At 68.8% G+C, this 16,021-nt stretch carries 10 protein-coding genes; 3 read left to right on the plus strand and 7 right to left on the minus strand.

Features of this window, described 5'->3' with window-relative positions; translation table 11 throughout:
* Nucleotides 1–181: 181 nt before the first annotated feature.
* Nucleotides 182–1,498, minus strand: a complete 1,317-nt coding sequence (locus AB0C15_RS28670) for an extracellular solute-binding protein (RefSeq protein ID WP_357357093.1) — start codon at nt 1,496–1,498, stop codon at nt 182–184.
* A gap of 272 nt (nt 1,499–1,770) precedes the next feature.
* Here AB0C15_RS28670 and AB0C15_RS28675 point away from each other — a divergent pair, with 272 nt between their 5' ends.
* Nucleotides 1,771–2,796 carry a LacI family DNA-binding transcriptional regulator gene (locus AB0C15_RS28675; RefSeq protein WP_357357094.1) on the plus strand — a complete coding sequence of 342 codons (1,026 nt, stop codon included), beginning with the start codon at nt 1,771–1,773 and terminating at the stop codon, nt 2,794–2,796.
* A gap of 3 nt (nt 2,797–2,799) precedes the next feature.
* A complete protein-coding gene (locus AB0C15_RS28680; RefSeq protein WP_357357167.1) occupies nt 2,800–3,828 on the plus strand; it encodes a family 43 glycosylhydrolase in 1,029 nt (342 codons plus the stop codon).
* Between the two features lie 90 nt (nt 3,829–3,918).
* Here the strand turns inward: AB0C15_RS28680 and AB0C15_RS28685 are convergent, their stop codons facing one another.
* From AB0C15_RS28685 to AB0C15_RS28710, 6 genes are all read right to left on the minus strand, one after another.
* On the minus strand, nt 3,919–6,312 hold the full coding sequence (locus AB0C15_RS28685) for an RICIN domain-containing protein (protein WP_357357096.1): 2,394 nt from the start codon (nt 6,310–6,312) through the stop codon (nt 3,919–3,921).
* Nucleotides 6,313–6,392: 80 nt separating this feature from the next.
* Nucleotides 6,393–7,244 (minus strand): sugar phosphate isomerase/epimerase family protein, encoded by an 852-nt coding sequence (locus AB0C15_RS28690; RefSeq protein WP_357357098.1) that lies wholly within the window; start codon nt 7,242–7,244, stop codon nt 6,393–6,395.
* Nucleotides 7,245–7,250: 6 nt separating this feature from the next.
* Entirely contained in the window at nt 7,251–8,432 is a 1,182-nt protein-coding gene (locus AB0C15_RS28695; RefSeq protein ID WP_357357100.1) for an ABC transporter substrate-binding protein, read from the minus strand.
* A 13-nt stretch (nt 8,433–8,445) separates the two neighbouring features.
* Nucleotides 8,446–9,429 carry an ABC transporter permease gene (locus tag AB0C15_RS28700; protein WP_357357103.1) on the minus strand — a complete coding sequence of 328 codons (984 nt, stop codon included), beginning with the start codon at nt 9,427–9,429 and terminating at the stop codon, nt 8,446–8,448.
* A 2-nt stretch (nt 9,430–9,431) separates the two neighbouring features.
* Nucleotides 9,432–10,403 (minus strand): ABC transporter permease, encoded by a 972-nt coding sequence (locus AB0C15_RS28705; protein WP_357357105.1) that lies wholly within the window; start codon nt 10,401–10,403, stop codon nt 9,432–9,434.
* On the minus strand, nt 10,400–11,911 hold the full coding sequence (locus AB0C15_RS28710) for a sugar ABC transporter ATP-binding protein (protein ID WP_357357107.1): 1,512 nt from the start codon (nt 11,909–11,911) through the stop codon (nt 10,400–10,402). The genes AB0C15_RS28705 and AB0C15_RS28710 overlap by 4 nt, the downstream gene beginning before the upstream one ends.
* A gap of 527 nt (nt 11,912–12,438) precedes the next feature.
* Here AB0C15_RS28710 and AB0C15_RS28715 point away from each other — a divergent pair.
* Nucleotides 12,439–15,981 carry a ThuA domain-containing protein gene (locus AB0C15_RS28715; RefSeq protein ID WP_357357109.1) on the plus strand — a complete coding sequence of 1,181 codons (3,543 nt, stop codon included), beginning with the start codon at nt 12,439–12,441 and terminating at the stop codon, nt 15,979–15,981.
* The last annotated feature ends 40 nt before the right edge of the window (nt 15,982–16,021 follow it).

Consider the following 16,021-nt stretch of genomic DNA (forward strand, 5'->3'; position numbering starts at 1 on the left):
TTCTACTTCCGCCACCGCCGGCGGGGGCCCCACACTAAACCCGGGCACAACCACTGGGGGCGCTGCCCGCACACCCCCGGGGCCGGGCCGGGGGGGCCCCACCGGAATCGGTGGGCCCGCGCGGGGGTCGGACGGGCGCGGCGATCGTCGTGCCCGGTCGGTGCGCTGCCGAGGGCAGACGTCATCGGGACAGTTCCTTCTGGTACTCGGCCTGGACCGCCTTCACGTACCCCTCGGGCGTCTGCTGGCCGGCGATCAGCTTCTGCATCTCCGGCGTGATCGCGGCGGCGAAGATGCCGCCGGTCGCGTTCGCGGTGAAGTCCACCGCGCCGTTGTCCGCACCGAGCTGCTGCGACGCCTTCAGGGTCTCGGCCAGCACGGTGTTCGGGGCGGCGCTCGGCACCGGCAGGTCGCTCGGGCCGCCCGGGCTGGAACCGCCGACCGTCACCGAGATCTCGCGGGCCTTGGCGTTGGTGTGCACCCAGTTCAGGAAGTACGCGGCGGCGTCCGGGTTCTTGGCCTTGGCGGAGACGCCGAAGGTGTTGGGGGCGGACATCGCCACGTGCTTCCCACCCGGCGACTCGGTCGGGAAGAGAAAGAAGCCGACGTTGCCGGGCATCGACTTGTCGAGGTTCGCCGACTCCCAGTCACCGTTGAACATGAACAGGCCGTTGCCCTTCTGGAACTCACCCACCATGCCCGCGTAGTCGAGCGCGTTGGCGTCCTTGGTGAAGTACCCGGCCTGCGCCCACTTCTGGATCGTCTGGGTGGCCTTCAGGGCAGCCGGGGTGTCGAACGTGGCCCCCGGCTTCTGGAAGATCCAGTCGGCGACCTGGGTCGGGTCGCCGAACTGGTTCTGCAGCGCCTGGTGCGGGAAGTTGATGCCCGCGGTGTTCTTGTTGAACTGCATGATCGGCTGGACCCCGCCGGTCTTCGCCTTGGCCAGCAGCTCTTCGAACTCGGCGACCGTGGCCGGTGGTTGGGTCATGCCGACCTGGGTGGCCAGTTTCTTGTTGTAGAAGACGCCGGTGACGCTGTAGCCGAGCCCCATCCCGTACAGCGAGCCGGTGCCCCGGGTGTTCTCGCCGACGCGCAGCTGCATGAGCTGGGAGGCGGGGAACTTGTCCCAGCCGTACGCGGTGAAGTACGGGTCGAGGTTCTTGAGCAGGTCGTCCTTGACCAGGTCGACCATGGTGGGGAGCCGGATGATGTCGGGCGAGTTGTCCGACGCCATCACCCGGGGCGCGTTCTCCACGATCACCGTGAACTGGTCCTCGCGGATGTTGAACTTCACGTTCGAGTGCTGCTTGGAGAACTCCTCGGCCAACGCCTTGGCCAGCGGGAAGCCGGTCTCCGCGTACATCTCCAGGGTGATCGGGTCGGTGCCCAGCTCCGTCTTGACGGCGGCATCGGACTTCTGGGTCGACGACCGGTCCTCCCCCGGCGCGCTGCACGCCGTCGCGCTCAGCCCGACCGCGAGCAACGACGCGAGAAGCACGGTTCTCCGTCGCGGAAACTTTGTCACCACAGCTGCCATCTCATGACTCCCTGACATCAACGGAAGGCGCCTCTGGACGCGCCAGAAGTGGTCGCTAAACTGATTTAGCAGAGCATGCGCGCGGCGCGGTGAGCTGTCAAGGACAAGTTGGCAACGGTGCGGAAACGTCTCGTTCACACCACACCGACGCGACCGGCGCTCGGTCCCGGACGGTGACGCATCATGATGGGCAGGAGCGGCGCCCGTGGCACCGCGCCTGATTCGGAGGACTGATGGGCCGCAACAGAGCAACACTCGCCGACGTCGCGCGGAGAGCCGGGCTGTCCAAGACCGCCGCGTCGATGGTGCTCAACGGCAGAGAGGGCACCCGACTCTCGGCCGAGGCACACCAACGGGTGTTCGCCGCCGCCGAGGAACTCGGCTACCGCCCCAACCTCGCCGCGCGCAGCCTCCGTACCCGCAAGACGGCGACCATCGCGTTCGTCTCCGACATCGTGGCCACCACCCGGTTCGCCGGCGACCTCATCCGCGGCGCTCTCGACGCGGCCCGCGAGCGGGACCACGTCCTGCTCATCACCGAGACCCAGGGTGACGCCACCTTCGAGCAGTACGCCATCGAGGCCGTCCTGGACCGGCAGGTCGACGGGGTGATCTACGCGGCGATGGCAACCCGGCGGCTGACGGTGCCACCGGCCATCCTCGGCGGCCCGGTGGTGCTGCTCAACGCCACCAGCCCCGACGGCCTGCCAAGCGTGGTCCCCGACGACGAGGGGGCCGGCCGTGCCGTCGCCACCGCCCTACTGGAGCTTGGCCACCGCGACGCGATCGCGCTGATCGGTCGCAACCGACTCAAGGAGGACGATCCGGAGGTCTCGCTCGCGGCCCGCGCCCGCCTGCACGGCATCCGGCAGGCACTTGAGGAGGCGGACGTCAATCTCCTGGCCGAGTGCTTCTGCACCGAGTGGTTGCCCGAGCACGGTTACGCCGCCATGCGGGGCCTGCTGAGCAAGCCGAAGCGTCCCAGCGCGATCATCTGCATGAACGACCGGCTGGCCTTCGGCGCCTACCAGGCCCTCGGCGAGGCGGGGCTGACCGTCCCGGACGACATCTCGGTCATCTCGTTCGACGACGACCCGATCGCCGCCTGGCTGCGGCCCAGTCTGGCCACCACGGCGTTGCCGCACGAGCAGATGGGGCGACGCGCGGTCGAGTTGCTCCTGGACGACGGCGTCGCCGAGCCCGCGCTCGTCCCGATGCCGCTGCGCCGACGCCGGTCCCTCGCGCCTCCGGCCGGCTGACCGCTGACCCTCCGGCCCCCGGCTGCGCGCCGACCTGGGCCGACGCTAAAACGGTTTAGTGCTAGGTTTCCGACCATGCTTCGTCTACCCGACCACTGGGTTTGGGACAGCTGGTACGCGCGGGACGACAACGGCCTCTGGCACGTGTTCTTCCTGCGCGCGTCCCGCGCCCTGCACGACCCACACCGCCGCCACCGCCGGGCCACCATCGGTCACGCCGTCTCGACGGACCTGCGCTCCTGGCGCCTGGTCGCCGACGCCGTGGTGCCCGCCGACGCTCCGAGCTGGGACGATCTGGCGACCTGGACAGGCTGCACCGTGCGCGGGCCGGACGGTCGGTGGTACCTGTTCTACACCGGGGTCGGCCGCGCCGAGGACGGGCTCGTCCAACGCATCGGACTGGCCGTCTCCGACGACCTCATGACCTGGCACCGGCACGGCACCGAGCCGATCGTCCAGGCCGACCCCACCTGGTACGAGCTGCTGGACAAGGACCTGTGGTACGAGCAGGCGTGGCGCGACCCCTGGGTGTTCCCCGACCCCGACGGCGAGGGTTGGCACATGCTGATCACCGCCCGCGCCAACACCGGCCCGGCGAACACCCGTGGCGTCGTCGGCCACGCCACCTCCACCGACCTCGTCACCTGGACCGTCGCGCCGCCGTTGTCGACACCGGCCGGCTTCGGTCACCTGGAGGTGCCCCAGGTCGCGGTGATCGACGGGCAGCCGCTGCTGCTGTTCTCCACCGACGCGACCGGCAGCGCCCGTCGCGACGACCACCGGATCTGGGTGGCGACCGGCGAGAGCACCCTCGGTCCGTGGGACATCGAGTCCGCCCAGCCGTTCGCCCACCCGCACCTGTACGCGCCCCGGCTGGTCCCCGGACCCGCCGACGACTGGTCCCTCATCGGCTTCCTCGATCACGTCGAGGGCACGTTCGTCGGGGAACTCACCGATCCCATCCCGGTCCGCTACGAGGCCGCTGCCGGATTGACGGTGGCCCCGTCGGTCACCGTCACCCGGGGCGGATGAGCTGAGGAGCGGTACACCTCAGAATGCCTCTGAGGTGTACCGCTCCTCGGCAGATCACCTGCGGGCCGGTCGAGAGCCCGTGGGGCTGGGTCAGCTACGCAGCTGCCACTGCTGGTTGCTGCCGCCGCCGCAGGCCCAGAGGATCAACTTGGTGCCGTTCGCCGTAGCGGCGCCGTTTGCGTCCAGGCAGAGACCCGACTGCACTCCCGTGATCGTGCCGTTGGCGTTGACGTTCCACTGCTGGTTGGTGCCGCCGTTGCAGTCCCAGATCACCACCTTCGTGCCGTTGACGGTGCCCTGGCCGGAGGCGTCCAGGCACTTGGTGCCGTAGACCATGAGCTGCCGGCTCGCGGTGTGGGTCCACCGCTGGTTGGCGACGTTACTGATGCAGTCCCAGATCTGAGCCTGCGTGCCGTTGGTCGTGCTGGAGTTGCCGATCTCGGCACAGCGGCCCGACTGGACGCCCACGATCTGCACGTTCGTCGGGTTGGTGCTGCCACCGCTCTGCACGCCGGCCGCGTTGATCACCGTTTGCGCGCCCGACGGCCAGTTGCCGTTGCTGACCGTGACGTTGCCGTTGACGACATTGCCGCGGTCACCGTTCGTCACGTTCGTGCCGCTGCTGGTCGACCAGTTGTTGGTGACCGTGAAGTTGCCCATGTTCTCGGCGTAGTAGTAGTTGGCGGTGGCCCACGTGCCGGTGGAGGAGAACACGTTGTTGCGGGCGGTGTAGTAGCGGGAGCCCTCGTCGAAGTAGAGCCCGAACCAGCCGTTGGTGCGCAGGCAGTAGTTCTCGGCGATCAACCCGCCCGGGTTCGCCGACAGCGAGTAGATGCACCCGCCGTCGGTCATCTGCTGCATGACGTCGTGCACGTAGTTGCCGATGACCTGGTTGTTGGCGGCGGTGGTCGCCGTGGAGTACCGCGGCTGGTAGTTGTACAGGCCACGGTTGGCGTAGTGCTGGCTGCCGCCGGCGTCGTTGGCGCCCCAGCCGTAGCCGACCGACATGCCGGTGTACGGCATGTTGTAGACCTCGTTGTGCGAGACCAGCGAGGTGTTCACGTAGGTCGTCAGGATCGAGACGACACCCCGGTACTCCAGACCGAGATCGTGCACCTTGTTGTTGCTGATGGTGACGTTGCGGTTGACCATCCGCTGGTCGCTGGGGTGGTGGGCATCGGCGCGCACGCCGCCGACCACGACGCCACCGGCGGAGTTGCGGGCGATCTCCGAGCGGGTGACGGTGATGTTGCTGGCCCCCAGGCCGACGCCGCTGGCGTGGGCGTTGGCGTCGTTGCCGATGCCGATGGCCGTCTGCCCGAGGTTGACGAACTGGGAGTCACTGAAACTGATGGTGTTGGCGGCGGAGACCTGCACCGCGGCCGGCATCTGGGCCCAGCTCGGGCGGGTGGCCTCGAACAGCGGGCAACCCTCCTGGCAGGAGGTCAGCGCGTCCGACGGGCGGGCCCAGGTACCGACGATGTGCGCGCCGGTCTGCTGGTCGGCGAAGCCGTTGCTGCTGCTCGGGCCGAGCCAGCTGGTGCCGGTGAAGGTGATGCCGCTGAACGAGATGTGGTGCGCGGGCGCGTCGTAGGTGCCGCCCACGTTCACCAGGGACTGCAACTGCGGCAGCTCCACGCTGACCGAGCTCATGTTCTGTCCGCTGAGCGGGATGTAGTTGAGCTGGCCGTTGCTCGGGTTCAGATACCACTCCCCCGCCGAGTCCAGGAACTCGTACGCGTTGGCCAGGTAGAACGGGCCCGCCCGGTGCGGGCGCGACAGCGTGTCGAAGCCGAAGGTGTTGTTGTTCCAGGCGGGCTGCTGCATCGTCAGGAAGTTGCCGCTGATGCTCTGCACCGGCGAGTACCTGTCGGTGAACGAGCCGACGCTCTCCACCTCGACGCGGTTCTGGTTGCCGAGGTTGTTGAGGTAGGTGAGCGCGCTGTTGCTGAACCGCATGCCGGACGTGGTGAAGGTGAAGTCGGCGCGGTTCACCGCGGTGCGGGCCCGGGTGGCGACGGCCCCGTTGACGTAGAGCTGACGGGAGTCGAGACCGGCGGGAACGTTGGCCCGCCAGATGTTCTTCCCGGAGTCGACGAGCGACCAGCCGGTGACCGCCCGGGCCCCGGTGATGGTCGGACGTGCGCCGGAGGCCGCCCGCCAGATCACCTGGTAGCCGTTGGTGCCCGAGTCGGCGGCGGTGAACCGCAGCGGCGACGAGAGCCGGTACGCGCCGTTGGCCAACTCCACCACGATGTCACCGGACATCGAGGTGTTGATCGCCCGCACCGCGGTCTGCGCGGCACTGAGCGAACACGGTTGGCTGGCCGAACACGTGGTGCCGGTGCCCGAGGGCGACGCGTAGAGGGTGGTGGTGGCAGCGAGTGCCGGGGACGCCGAGGCGGTTACCGCGACCAGGGCGGTCACCGCTGTCGCGGCGGCGCCGGCCAGCAGTCGGCGCAGCGGCGAGAGGGACGAGGACACGGGACGGTGCTCCTGACGTGAGAACGGGGTGGGGGTGGTGGAACGGCCTCGACCAGCGCGGGGGTGCCGGGCCGGGGCGGTCATCCGAGAATCTCCCGGAGATAGCGCAGACCGTCCGTGGCGAGACGGTCCTGCGAGGGGGCCAGCGGGCGCCAGATCGCCGCGGCGGTGGCGATGGTCTCGTTCTCCGCAGTGAACGACTCGATGCAGATAGCGCCCTGATAGCCGGTGTCCCGTAGGACGTCGAAGAAGCGGGGCCAGTCGAAGTGATCGGCACCGGGGGCACCCCGGTTGGAGCCGCTGACCTGCACGTGCTTGATGTGCGGACCGGCCACCGCGAGTGCCGCGTAGGGGTCGGCCTCCTCGATGTTCATGTGGTAGGTATCGATCATGATGCCGACGTTCGAGGGCAGCCCGTCGATCATCTCGACGGTCTGCTCGACGGTGTTGACGACGCTCGTCTCGTAACGGTTCAGCGCCTCGACACCGATGCTGACGCCCAGCTCGCCGGCCTGCTCGGCGACCGGCGCCAGGGCTCGCCGGAAGTCCGCATAGCAGGCCGCGCGAGCCGCTGGCGACATCCGCCAGGTGCGGCCGACCGAGGCGTACGCGGGGCCGCCGACGCATCCAGCGCCGACGGTCGCCGCGCTCGCCACGCAGCCCTTGAGGTACGCCACCGTCGACTCGACGACCGCTGGTGCGGCGTCTACCAGATCCCGGCCCGGCGGGGTGACCGCGCAGACGCCGGCGGCGACGAGGCCGTGCGCCGCCAGCAGATCCCGGGTACGGATCGGGTCCCAGTCACCGGGCTGCTCGATCGGCAACTCGACCGCGTCGAAGCCGAACGCGGCGATCCGCGGAATCAGCTCGGCCAGGGCCTTGTCATCGACCGGCGAGGCCCACACCCAGGGGTTGACGCCGATGGCGTACATCAGGACCTACTTCCAGCGTTGCGGGTAACCGGGCAGGTCGGTGCAGCCGCACATCGCGTAGTGCAGCGGCGGCATGCTCGTGTCGAGGTACTGGTCCAGGTTGTCCTGCGTGACGGTCGGCTGCGGCAGCTTCCACGGGTTGGAGACCTGCTCGCCGTCCAGGATCCGCAGGGCGGCGATGATCGGCGTACGCCACTGGTAGGTCGGGTAGGTCGGTGCGATCGCGGTGAGCTGCTTGTCCTTCCAGATCTTCAGGAAGTCGAGCTGGTCCTCGCCGTTCATCGGCGGGACGGGCTTGCCCGCGTCCTGGAACGCCTCGACCGCCGCGACGGCCGTCGCTCCGGCGTCCATCCAGACCCCGTCGATGGTGCCGTAGCGCTGGATGTAGTCGTCGACGATCTTCTTGGTCTTGGCCGGGTCGCCGTCGGTGAACTCGACGCCGACGACGTCGACCTTCGCCTTGTCGAACGACACCTTCGCCGCCGACCAGCGGGTCTCCAGCACGTCGACGCCGGGCAGGATCCGCAGGGCGAGGACCTTGCCGCCGGACTTCATCTTCTGGCTGACGAACTCGGCGCCGACGTGACCGAACCCGTACCCGCCGATGGGGTTGATGAACGTCACCGGGCACTTCGTGTTGACGCCGCGGTCGAAGACGACGACCGGCAGCCCGGCCTTGCAGGCCGCCTCGACGGCCGGGGTGAGCGTGGCGGTGGTGTTCGGCGAGACGATGAGCGCGTCGCAGCCCTTGCCGAGCAGGTCGTTGATGTCCGCGATCTGCTTCTGGTCCTTACCCTCGGCGTCGACGTGCACGAACTCCTTGATCCGGCTCTTCTGCGCCTCGACCTCGGCCTGCATGGTCTTGAAGCCGACCTGCCGCCAGGGGTTGTTCAGGGCCGCGTTCGAGAAGCAGATCTTGTGCGGCCCCTTCTTCTTGAACTTGGCGGTGTCGACCATCGCCGGGTTGAGCACCTGCTCCCACGGCTTGTCCGCCGGCCCGGTGGGGGTGGCGGTGAGCAGCGACAGCTCGGCGTCGTAGTCGGCCTGCACGAAGAACTTCGACTGGTCCCCGGTGCCCGACCCGGCGGCCGGAGGGCTACCCGAAGGGCTCGCGGCCGGTTCGTCCGTGGCGCAGGCGCCGAGGGACAGCAGGGTGACAGCGGCAAGCGCCGCCATGGAACGTCGCACTATGGTTTCCCCTTTATCTCGACGTGGAACGGGTTGCCGAGACCGCCACGGCGAGCAGAATGATCGCGCCCTGGACGGTCGACCTGAGGGCGCCGGAGACGCCGTAGAAGTTCATGAGGGCGAACAACAGTTCGAGGGTCAGCGCGCCGAGCATCGCCCCGACGACCGCGCCGCGCCCGCCACCGAGTGCCACACCGCCGAGGACGACCGCGGTGATCGCACCGAACTCAAGACCCGCACCGGCCTGGAACGACACGCCGCTGTAGCCACCCAGGAGGATCGCCGCCACCGCCGCCGCGAGGCCGCTGAGGATGAAGGCGAAGGTCCGGGTACGCCACACGCGTACGCCGCTCAGCTCGGCGGTGCGCGGGTTGTCGCCGACGGCGACGAGCGTCCGACCGAAGTCGGAGCGCATCAACAGCACTGCCGCGATCGCAAGGACCACCAGGACCACCAGCGCGTACGGCACCCGGCCCAGCAGCGGCACGTCCTCGAAGGCCCGCCGGCCGAACCGTCGGAACTCCTCGGAGAGGCCACCCTTCGGGGCGCCGTCGGACCAGAGGTAGACCGCGCCCACCAGGATCAGGAACATACCGAGGGTGGTGATGAACGACGGCACCCGCAGCCGCGTCGTGACCAGGCCGTTGACCAGCCCGACCAGGGCTCCGAAGGCGAGCAGCAGCAGCACCACCGGCCAGGTGCGCGCCGGGTCGCTGTCGATCAGCCGGGCGGCGACGACCACCTGCGCGGTGACCAGCGACCCGACCGACAGGTCGAACTCACCGGACACGATCACGAAGTACTGGCCGGCGGCGAGCAGGATGATCGGCGCCGAACGGCCGAGGAACGACATCAGCGACGGCGGGGCCAGGAAGTCGGGCTGCCGGATACCGACGAGCACCAGCAGCACCGCGAGGATCACCAGGATCGGCAGGACACCACCGGGACGGACCCGCGGCAGACGCAGCGGCAGGGAACGGGGCTGGACGGTCTGCATGGCTAGGCCGCCTTTCGCATGGCCCGGCGGGCGTAGACGGCGACCGCGGCGATGATGATGACGCCCCGGATCACCTGCTTGAAGAAGGCGTCGACCTCGAGCTGGTTGAAGATGGCGTCGATGCTGGCGAGCAGCAGCACCCCACCGACGGTGCCGATGACACCGCCGCGCCCACCGGCGAGGGCGGTCCCCCCGATCACCACCGCGGCGATCGACTCCAGGTCGTAGAGACCCTCGGTGCCGACCCGCGGGGCACCTGAGCCGAGCCGACTGGCGAGGTAGATGCCGGCGAGCCCCGCGCACATCGAGCACAGGATGTGGGCGGTGACGAGGACCCGGTCGTTGCGGACGCCGGAGAGGCGGGCCACCTCCGGATCCCCGCCGACGGCGACCAGGTGGTGGCCGAAGCGGGTCCGCGAGAGCGCGAACCAGGCCGCCGCGGTGACCGCGATCAGGAGCAGGAACGACACCGGCACCGGCCCGACGCGCTGGTAGCCGAGCGCCTGCACCAGCGCGGGTGCGGTGGTGCCGGCCGGGCCGTCGTAGCCGTTGTCGAGATAGCCCTTGAGCAGCAACCCGACGCCGAGGGTGGCGATGAACGCGTTCACCCGGAACCTGGTGACGAGGAGCCCGTTGAGCAGCCCGACGCCGGCGCTGACCACGAGCACCAGACCGATCGCCGGCAGCACCGCGCCGTCACTGCCGTTCATCGTCTCGGCCGCGACCAGGGTGCTGAGGCTGATCACGTACGCCACCGAGAGGTCGAGCGACCCGCCCAGGATGACCAGGGTCTGACCGACCGCGACCAGCCCGAGGCCGGCGGCGACATGCAGCAGACTCACCGTGGTGGACTGGTTGAAGAGCTGACCACCATCGAGCAGCACGACCAGCCAGCCGATCGTGAGGGTCAGGGTCAGGGCCACGAACACGCCCGGTACGGGGCGTCGGGCCGGCAGCAGCGACAGAGCACTCATGTGGCAACCTCGCGTGTGGTGCCGACCGCCAGTGCGACGACCTCTTCCTCGGTCGCCCCGGCGGGCAGTTCGCCCGCGACGTGGCCGTCCCGCATGACGACGATCCGGTCACTCATCCCCAGCAGCTCCGGTAGGTCGGACGAAATCATCAGCACGGCCGCGCCGTCCTTGGCGAGGCGGCGGACGAGGTCGTGGATGGCGGACTTCGCGCCCACGTCGATGCCCCTGGTCGGCTCGTCGAAGAGCAGGATCCCCGGGTCGAGCGCGAGCCACCGGGCCAGCACGACCTTCTGCTGGTTGCCCCCGGACAGAAAGCGGATCTCCTGGTCGTCGCCGGCGCCACGGACCTCCACGGCGGCCAGCAACTCACGCATCCGGACGGTCCGCGCCGCCCGGCCGGACCGGGCGGCGAAGACGGCCCGGCTGGCGAGCAGCGCGTTGTCGAGCACCGACTGGCGGGGGACGATCCCCTCGCCCTTGCGGTCCTCGGTGACGTACGCGATGCCGGCCCGCATCGCGGCGCGGGGTGAGCGCAGCCGGACCGGTCGGTCGTCGAGCGTGACGTCGCCGGTCGTGAACGGCGACACCCCGAAGATCGCGCGGGCCAGCGCCGAGCGCCCGGAGCCCTGCAGACCGCCGATGCCGAGCACCTCGCCGGCGCGCAGCTGGAGGTTGACGTCCCGCAGCTTCCGGTTGCCCGCGTCGCGAAGGTTGAGCCGCACCGGGCCCCGGTCCTCCGGGGCGGCCCGGTCCGGGTAGTAGCTGGACAGTTCCCGGCCGACCATGTGCCGCACCAACTCGTCGGCGGTGGTGTCCGCGGTATTCACGGTGGTGACCCGACGGCCGTCCTTGAGCACGGTGATCCGACCGGACAGGTCGAAGACCTCGGCGAGCCGGTGCGAGACGTACAGCAGCCCGATGCCCCGTTCCTGGAGCCGGCGCACCAGCCCGTAGAGCAACTCGACCTCGTGGTCGGCCAGGGCGGCGGTCGGCTCGTCCATGATGAGCAGCCGCGCGTCCAGGGCGAGCGCCTTGGCGATCTCGACGACCTGCTGCTGCGCGACGCCCAACTGCCCCACCCGGGCCTCGGCCGGCAGGGTGGTCTCACCGATCGAGGCGAGTAGTCGGGTGGTGCGCTCGACCATCTCCCGACGGTCGACGAGCCCGCGTCGGACCGGCTCGTGCCCCAGGTAGACGTTCTCCGCGACGGTGCGCTCCGGGAGCAGGTTGAACTCCTGGTGGATGATGCCGATGCCGGCTCGCTGGGCGTCACGAGGGCCACGGAACGTACGCGACTCACCGGCGAACTCGACAGTGCCGCCGTCCGGGGCGTGACCGCCCGAGACGATCTTCATCAGGGTCGACTTCCCGGCACCGTTCTCACCGACCACGGCGTGCACCTCGCCGGGCGCGACATCGAGGTCGACACCGTCGAGGACGCGGACGCCGAGAAAGGACTTGCCGATGCCCCGGAGGGTCAGAAGTGGCGTCGGCGGCGGATCTGACATCCCGAATGCCCTCACAGATAGTAGTTGTCGGTTGGATCCAGCACCGCGCTCCGGCGGCTCTGAGAGACCGCACGGTGAACTTTCGTAGCTATCGACGAAGACTTATGTTCGCGTGATGCGAACATTCCCTTGACATCGACGAAACATCACACGTATGAAGATAGATGTTTGGATGCGGGTCCGCAATCCTCGACCGGGGCTGATTGCCAGGGCCTTCACCCGATCGACAGCGACGCCCGCAGCGAGGGGCTCGCGCACGACCGTCGTCACCTGGGCAGGACGCCGGACGTTGTCGCCTTCATTGACATCGATCTATATCTAGCTCATCCTGACCCTCGTGGATCACCGGACGAGACCTACAGCGGCCATAACGCTGTGTAACGTCCTTCGGGTCTGACTGCCGTTACGGCGAACGGCACGAGGACCAACCACCGCACCCCGTGCACCCCCGCGCGTGCAGGCACAACCTGACGAGCCGTGGGGCCCGTGGTGGCAATCGGAGTTGCTCGCCCAACCTAGGAGACGGCATGCGTCGCAACACATTGCTCATCTCAATTATCGCCGGCCTGTTGCTGGCGCTCGGACTCGCTCCACCCGCGTCGGCGGCCCCGGCCTTCCGCGCCCTGGTGTTCAGCAAGACCACCGGCTACCGGCACGACTCGATCCCCGCCGGGATCAGCATGCTCCAACAGCAGGCCGCCGCGAACAACTTCGAGGTGGTGGCGACCGAGGACTCGAGCGTCTTCACCGCCAGTAACCTGGCGACCTTCGACGTGATCGTCATGCTCCAGACCTCCGGCATGGTCTGGACCTCGTCGGCGCAGCGCCAGGCGGTGGAGGGCTACCTCGCCAGCGGTAAGGGCATCGTCGCCATCCACAACGCCACCGACATGGGCATCGAGTCCGAGTACCCGTGGTGGGACCAGACCATCAACGCCGGCGCCCACATGCCCGAGCACTCCCCCGGCGTGCTCCAGGGCACCGCAATCGTCGCCGACAAGAAGCACCCGTCGACGGCCAGCCTGCCGGACCGGTGGGTCCGCAACGAGGAGTGGTACAACTTCGACGCCAACCCGCGCGGCAACGTGCACGTGCTGGTGACCGCCGACGAGCGCACGTACAACCCGGGATCCCGGGCGATGGGCCCGGACCACCCGATCTCCTGGTGCCGGAACACCAACGGCGGGCGGGTGTGGGCCACCGCGATGGGCCACGCGATCGGCTCCTACAGCGAGGCGAACTTCCAGAACCACGTGCTCGGTGGCATCAAGTGGGCGGCCGGTAACGCCGCCGGTGACTGCGGCGGCACCGTCTGGGGCAACTTCGAGAAGCGCACCCTCGACGACAACACCGTCGACCCGATGGCGCTTGGTGTGGCACCGGACGGCCGGGTCTTCTACGTCCAGCGTGGCGGCCAGGTGAAGATCTTCAAGCCCTCCACCAACAGCACCGTCACCGCTGGCACGCTCAGCGTCTACACCGGCGGCGAGGACGGCCTGACCGGCATGGCGCTGGACCCCAACTTCGCCACCAACGGCTACATCTACCTGTACCACTCGCCGGCCAGCAGCAGCACCGACATCAACCGGGTCTCCCGCTACACGGTCAGCGGTGACACGCTGAACACGTCCAGCGGCGTGACGATCATCGACATCCCGGCGTACCGGGACCGGACCTTCCCGGAGCCCGGCCACACCGGCGGCTACATCAAGTTCGGCCCGGACGGCAACCTCTTCATCGGCACCGGGGACGACACGCCGCCGAACCTGGACCCGAACTGGCAGGGCTACGCCCCGCTGGACTGGCGGTCGGGCAAGTCCAACCTGGATGCCGCCCGCAGCGCCGGCAACACCAACGACCTGCGCGGCAAGCTGCTGCGGATCAAGCCCTCGGCCAGCGGTGGCTACACCATCCCGTCGGGCAACCTCTACCCCCAGGGCACCGCGCAGACCAAGCCCGAGGTCTACGCGATGGGCTTCCGCAACCCGTTCCGCTTCTCCATCGACCCGGCCAACGGCTGGGTCTACCTGGCCGACTACGGCCCGGACCGGAACCCGCCCACCACCAACCGTGGCCCCGAGGGCCTGGTAGAGCTCAACGTGATCAAGCAGGCCGGCAACTACGGCTGGCCGTTCTGCCACGGCAACAACCAGCCGTACGCCCCGTTCAACCCGGACACCGGCGTCGTCGGCTCGAAGTTCAACTGCTCCGCGCCGGTCAACAACTCGCCGAACAACACCGGTCTGACCAGCCTGAAGCCGGTCGTCATGCCGAACATCTGGTATGGCTACCCCGCCTCGACGACCTTCCCCGAGCTCGGCTCCGGCGGCTCCGCTCCGATGGGTGGGCCGATCTACCGGTACGACGCCTCGAACCCGTCCGCGACGAAGTTCCCGCCCTACTACGACGGGGTGCACTTCTTCTACGAGTGGGCGCGCAACTACGTCAAGGAGGTGCACTTCGACTCCTCCTCGGCGGTGACCCGGACCAACCCGTTCCTGCCCAACGTGCGGTTCAACAAGCCGATGGACATGGAGTTCGGCAAGGACGGCTCGCTCTACCTGTTGGAGTGGGGCACCAACTTCGGCGGCGGCAACAGCGACTCCGGGCTCTACCGGATCGACTACAACCAGGGCGGCCGGTCACCGATCGTCAAGGCCACCGGCACGCCCACCAGCGGCAGCGCACCGCTGACCGTCCAGTTCAGCAGCGCCGGCACGTCCGACCCGGACGGCAACGCGCTGAGCTACCTGTGGACGTTCGGCGACGGCACCACGTCGACGGCGGCCAACCCGTCGAAGGTCTACACCTCCAACGGCAACTACACCGCCCAGTTGAAGGTCACCAACAGCGCCGGCAAGACCGGCTTCGCCAACGTCCAGATCACCGTCGGCAACAGCGCCCCGGTGGTCACCATCACCACACCTGGCAACGGCGGCATGCTCACCTTCGGTGACAAGGTGTCGTACCAGATCACCGTGACCGACCCGGACGGCGGAACCGTCGACTGCTCGAAGGTGTTCCTCAACCCGGCGCTGGGTCACGACGACCACGCGCACGAGACCACCGAGTACCCGGGCTGCTCGGGCACCATCTCCACCGACCTGCTCGGCGGGCACCCCGATGGCGCCAACCTGTTCTACGTGCTGAACGCGCGGTACACCGACAACGGTGGCTCGGGCGGCGGGTCCCCGCTCACCGGCACCGCACAGGCGATCCTGCAACCGAAGCACAAGCAGTCGGAGTACTTCAGCAGCCAGTCCGGCATCCGGGTGGTCGACCAGTCGGCCGCGGAGAGCACCAAGCGCGTCGGTGACATCTCCAGCAACGACTGGATCGCGTTCAACCCGATGAACCTGTCGGGGATCTCCACGGTCAGCTACCGGCTGTCGTCGCCCTCCGGCGGCGGCTCGATCGAGCTGCGGGCCGACTCGCCGACCGGCACCCTGCTGGCCACCACCACGGTGCCCAGCACCGGTGGCTGGGACAACTACCAGTCCACGACACCGGTGAGCGTCGCGTCGCTGAGCGGGACGCACACGCTCTACATGGTGTTCAAGAACGCCAACAACTCGTTCGATCTGGACTCGCACACCTTCGGCGGGAACGGCGTCGGGACACCCGGCACCGGCACCGGGCTGGCGGGCAAGACCTACACGGTCACGGCGCAGCACAGCAACAAGCTGATGGACGTCAGCGGTGTCTCCACCGCCGACGGCGCCCAGATCACCCAGTGGGCGAGCACCGGTGGCAACAACCAGAGGTGGCAGGCGGTCGACGCCGGTAACGGCGCCCTCTACCTGAAGGCGGTGCACAGCGGCAAGTGCGTCGAGGTCACCGGCAGTTCCACCGCGGCGGGTGCCTTCCTCCAGCAGGCCACCTGCAACAACGGTAACCAGCAGAAGTTCACCGCCACCGCGACGGGCACCTCCGGCGTGTACACGGTGAAGAGTGTGCTGAGCGGGCTCTGCCTGGACGTCAACGGCGCTTCCACGGCCGACGGCGCCCGGGTGTTGCAGTGGACCTGCAACAGCGCGGCGAACCAGCAGTGGCGCTTCACCGCGCTCTGACCCTGCGGCTGTCGCGGTAACAGATGACGTCCCGGTCGGG

The sequence above is a fragment of the Micromonospora sp. NPDC048835 genome (assembly GCF_040649995.1).
GTDB lineage: Bacteria > Actinomycetota > Actinomycetes > Mycobacteriales > Micromonosporaceae > Micromonospora.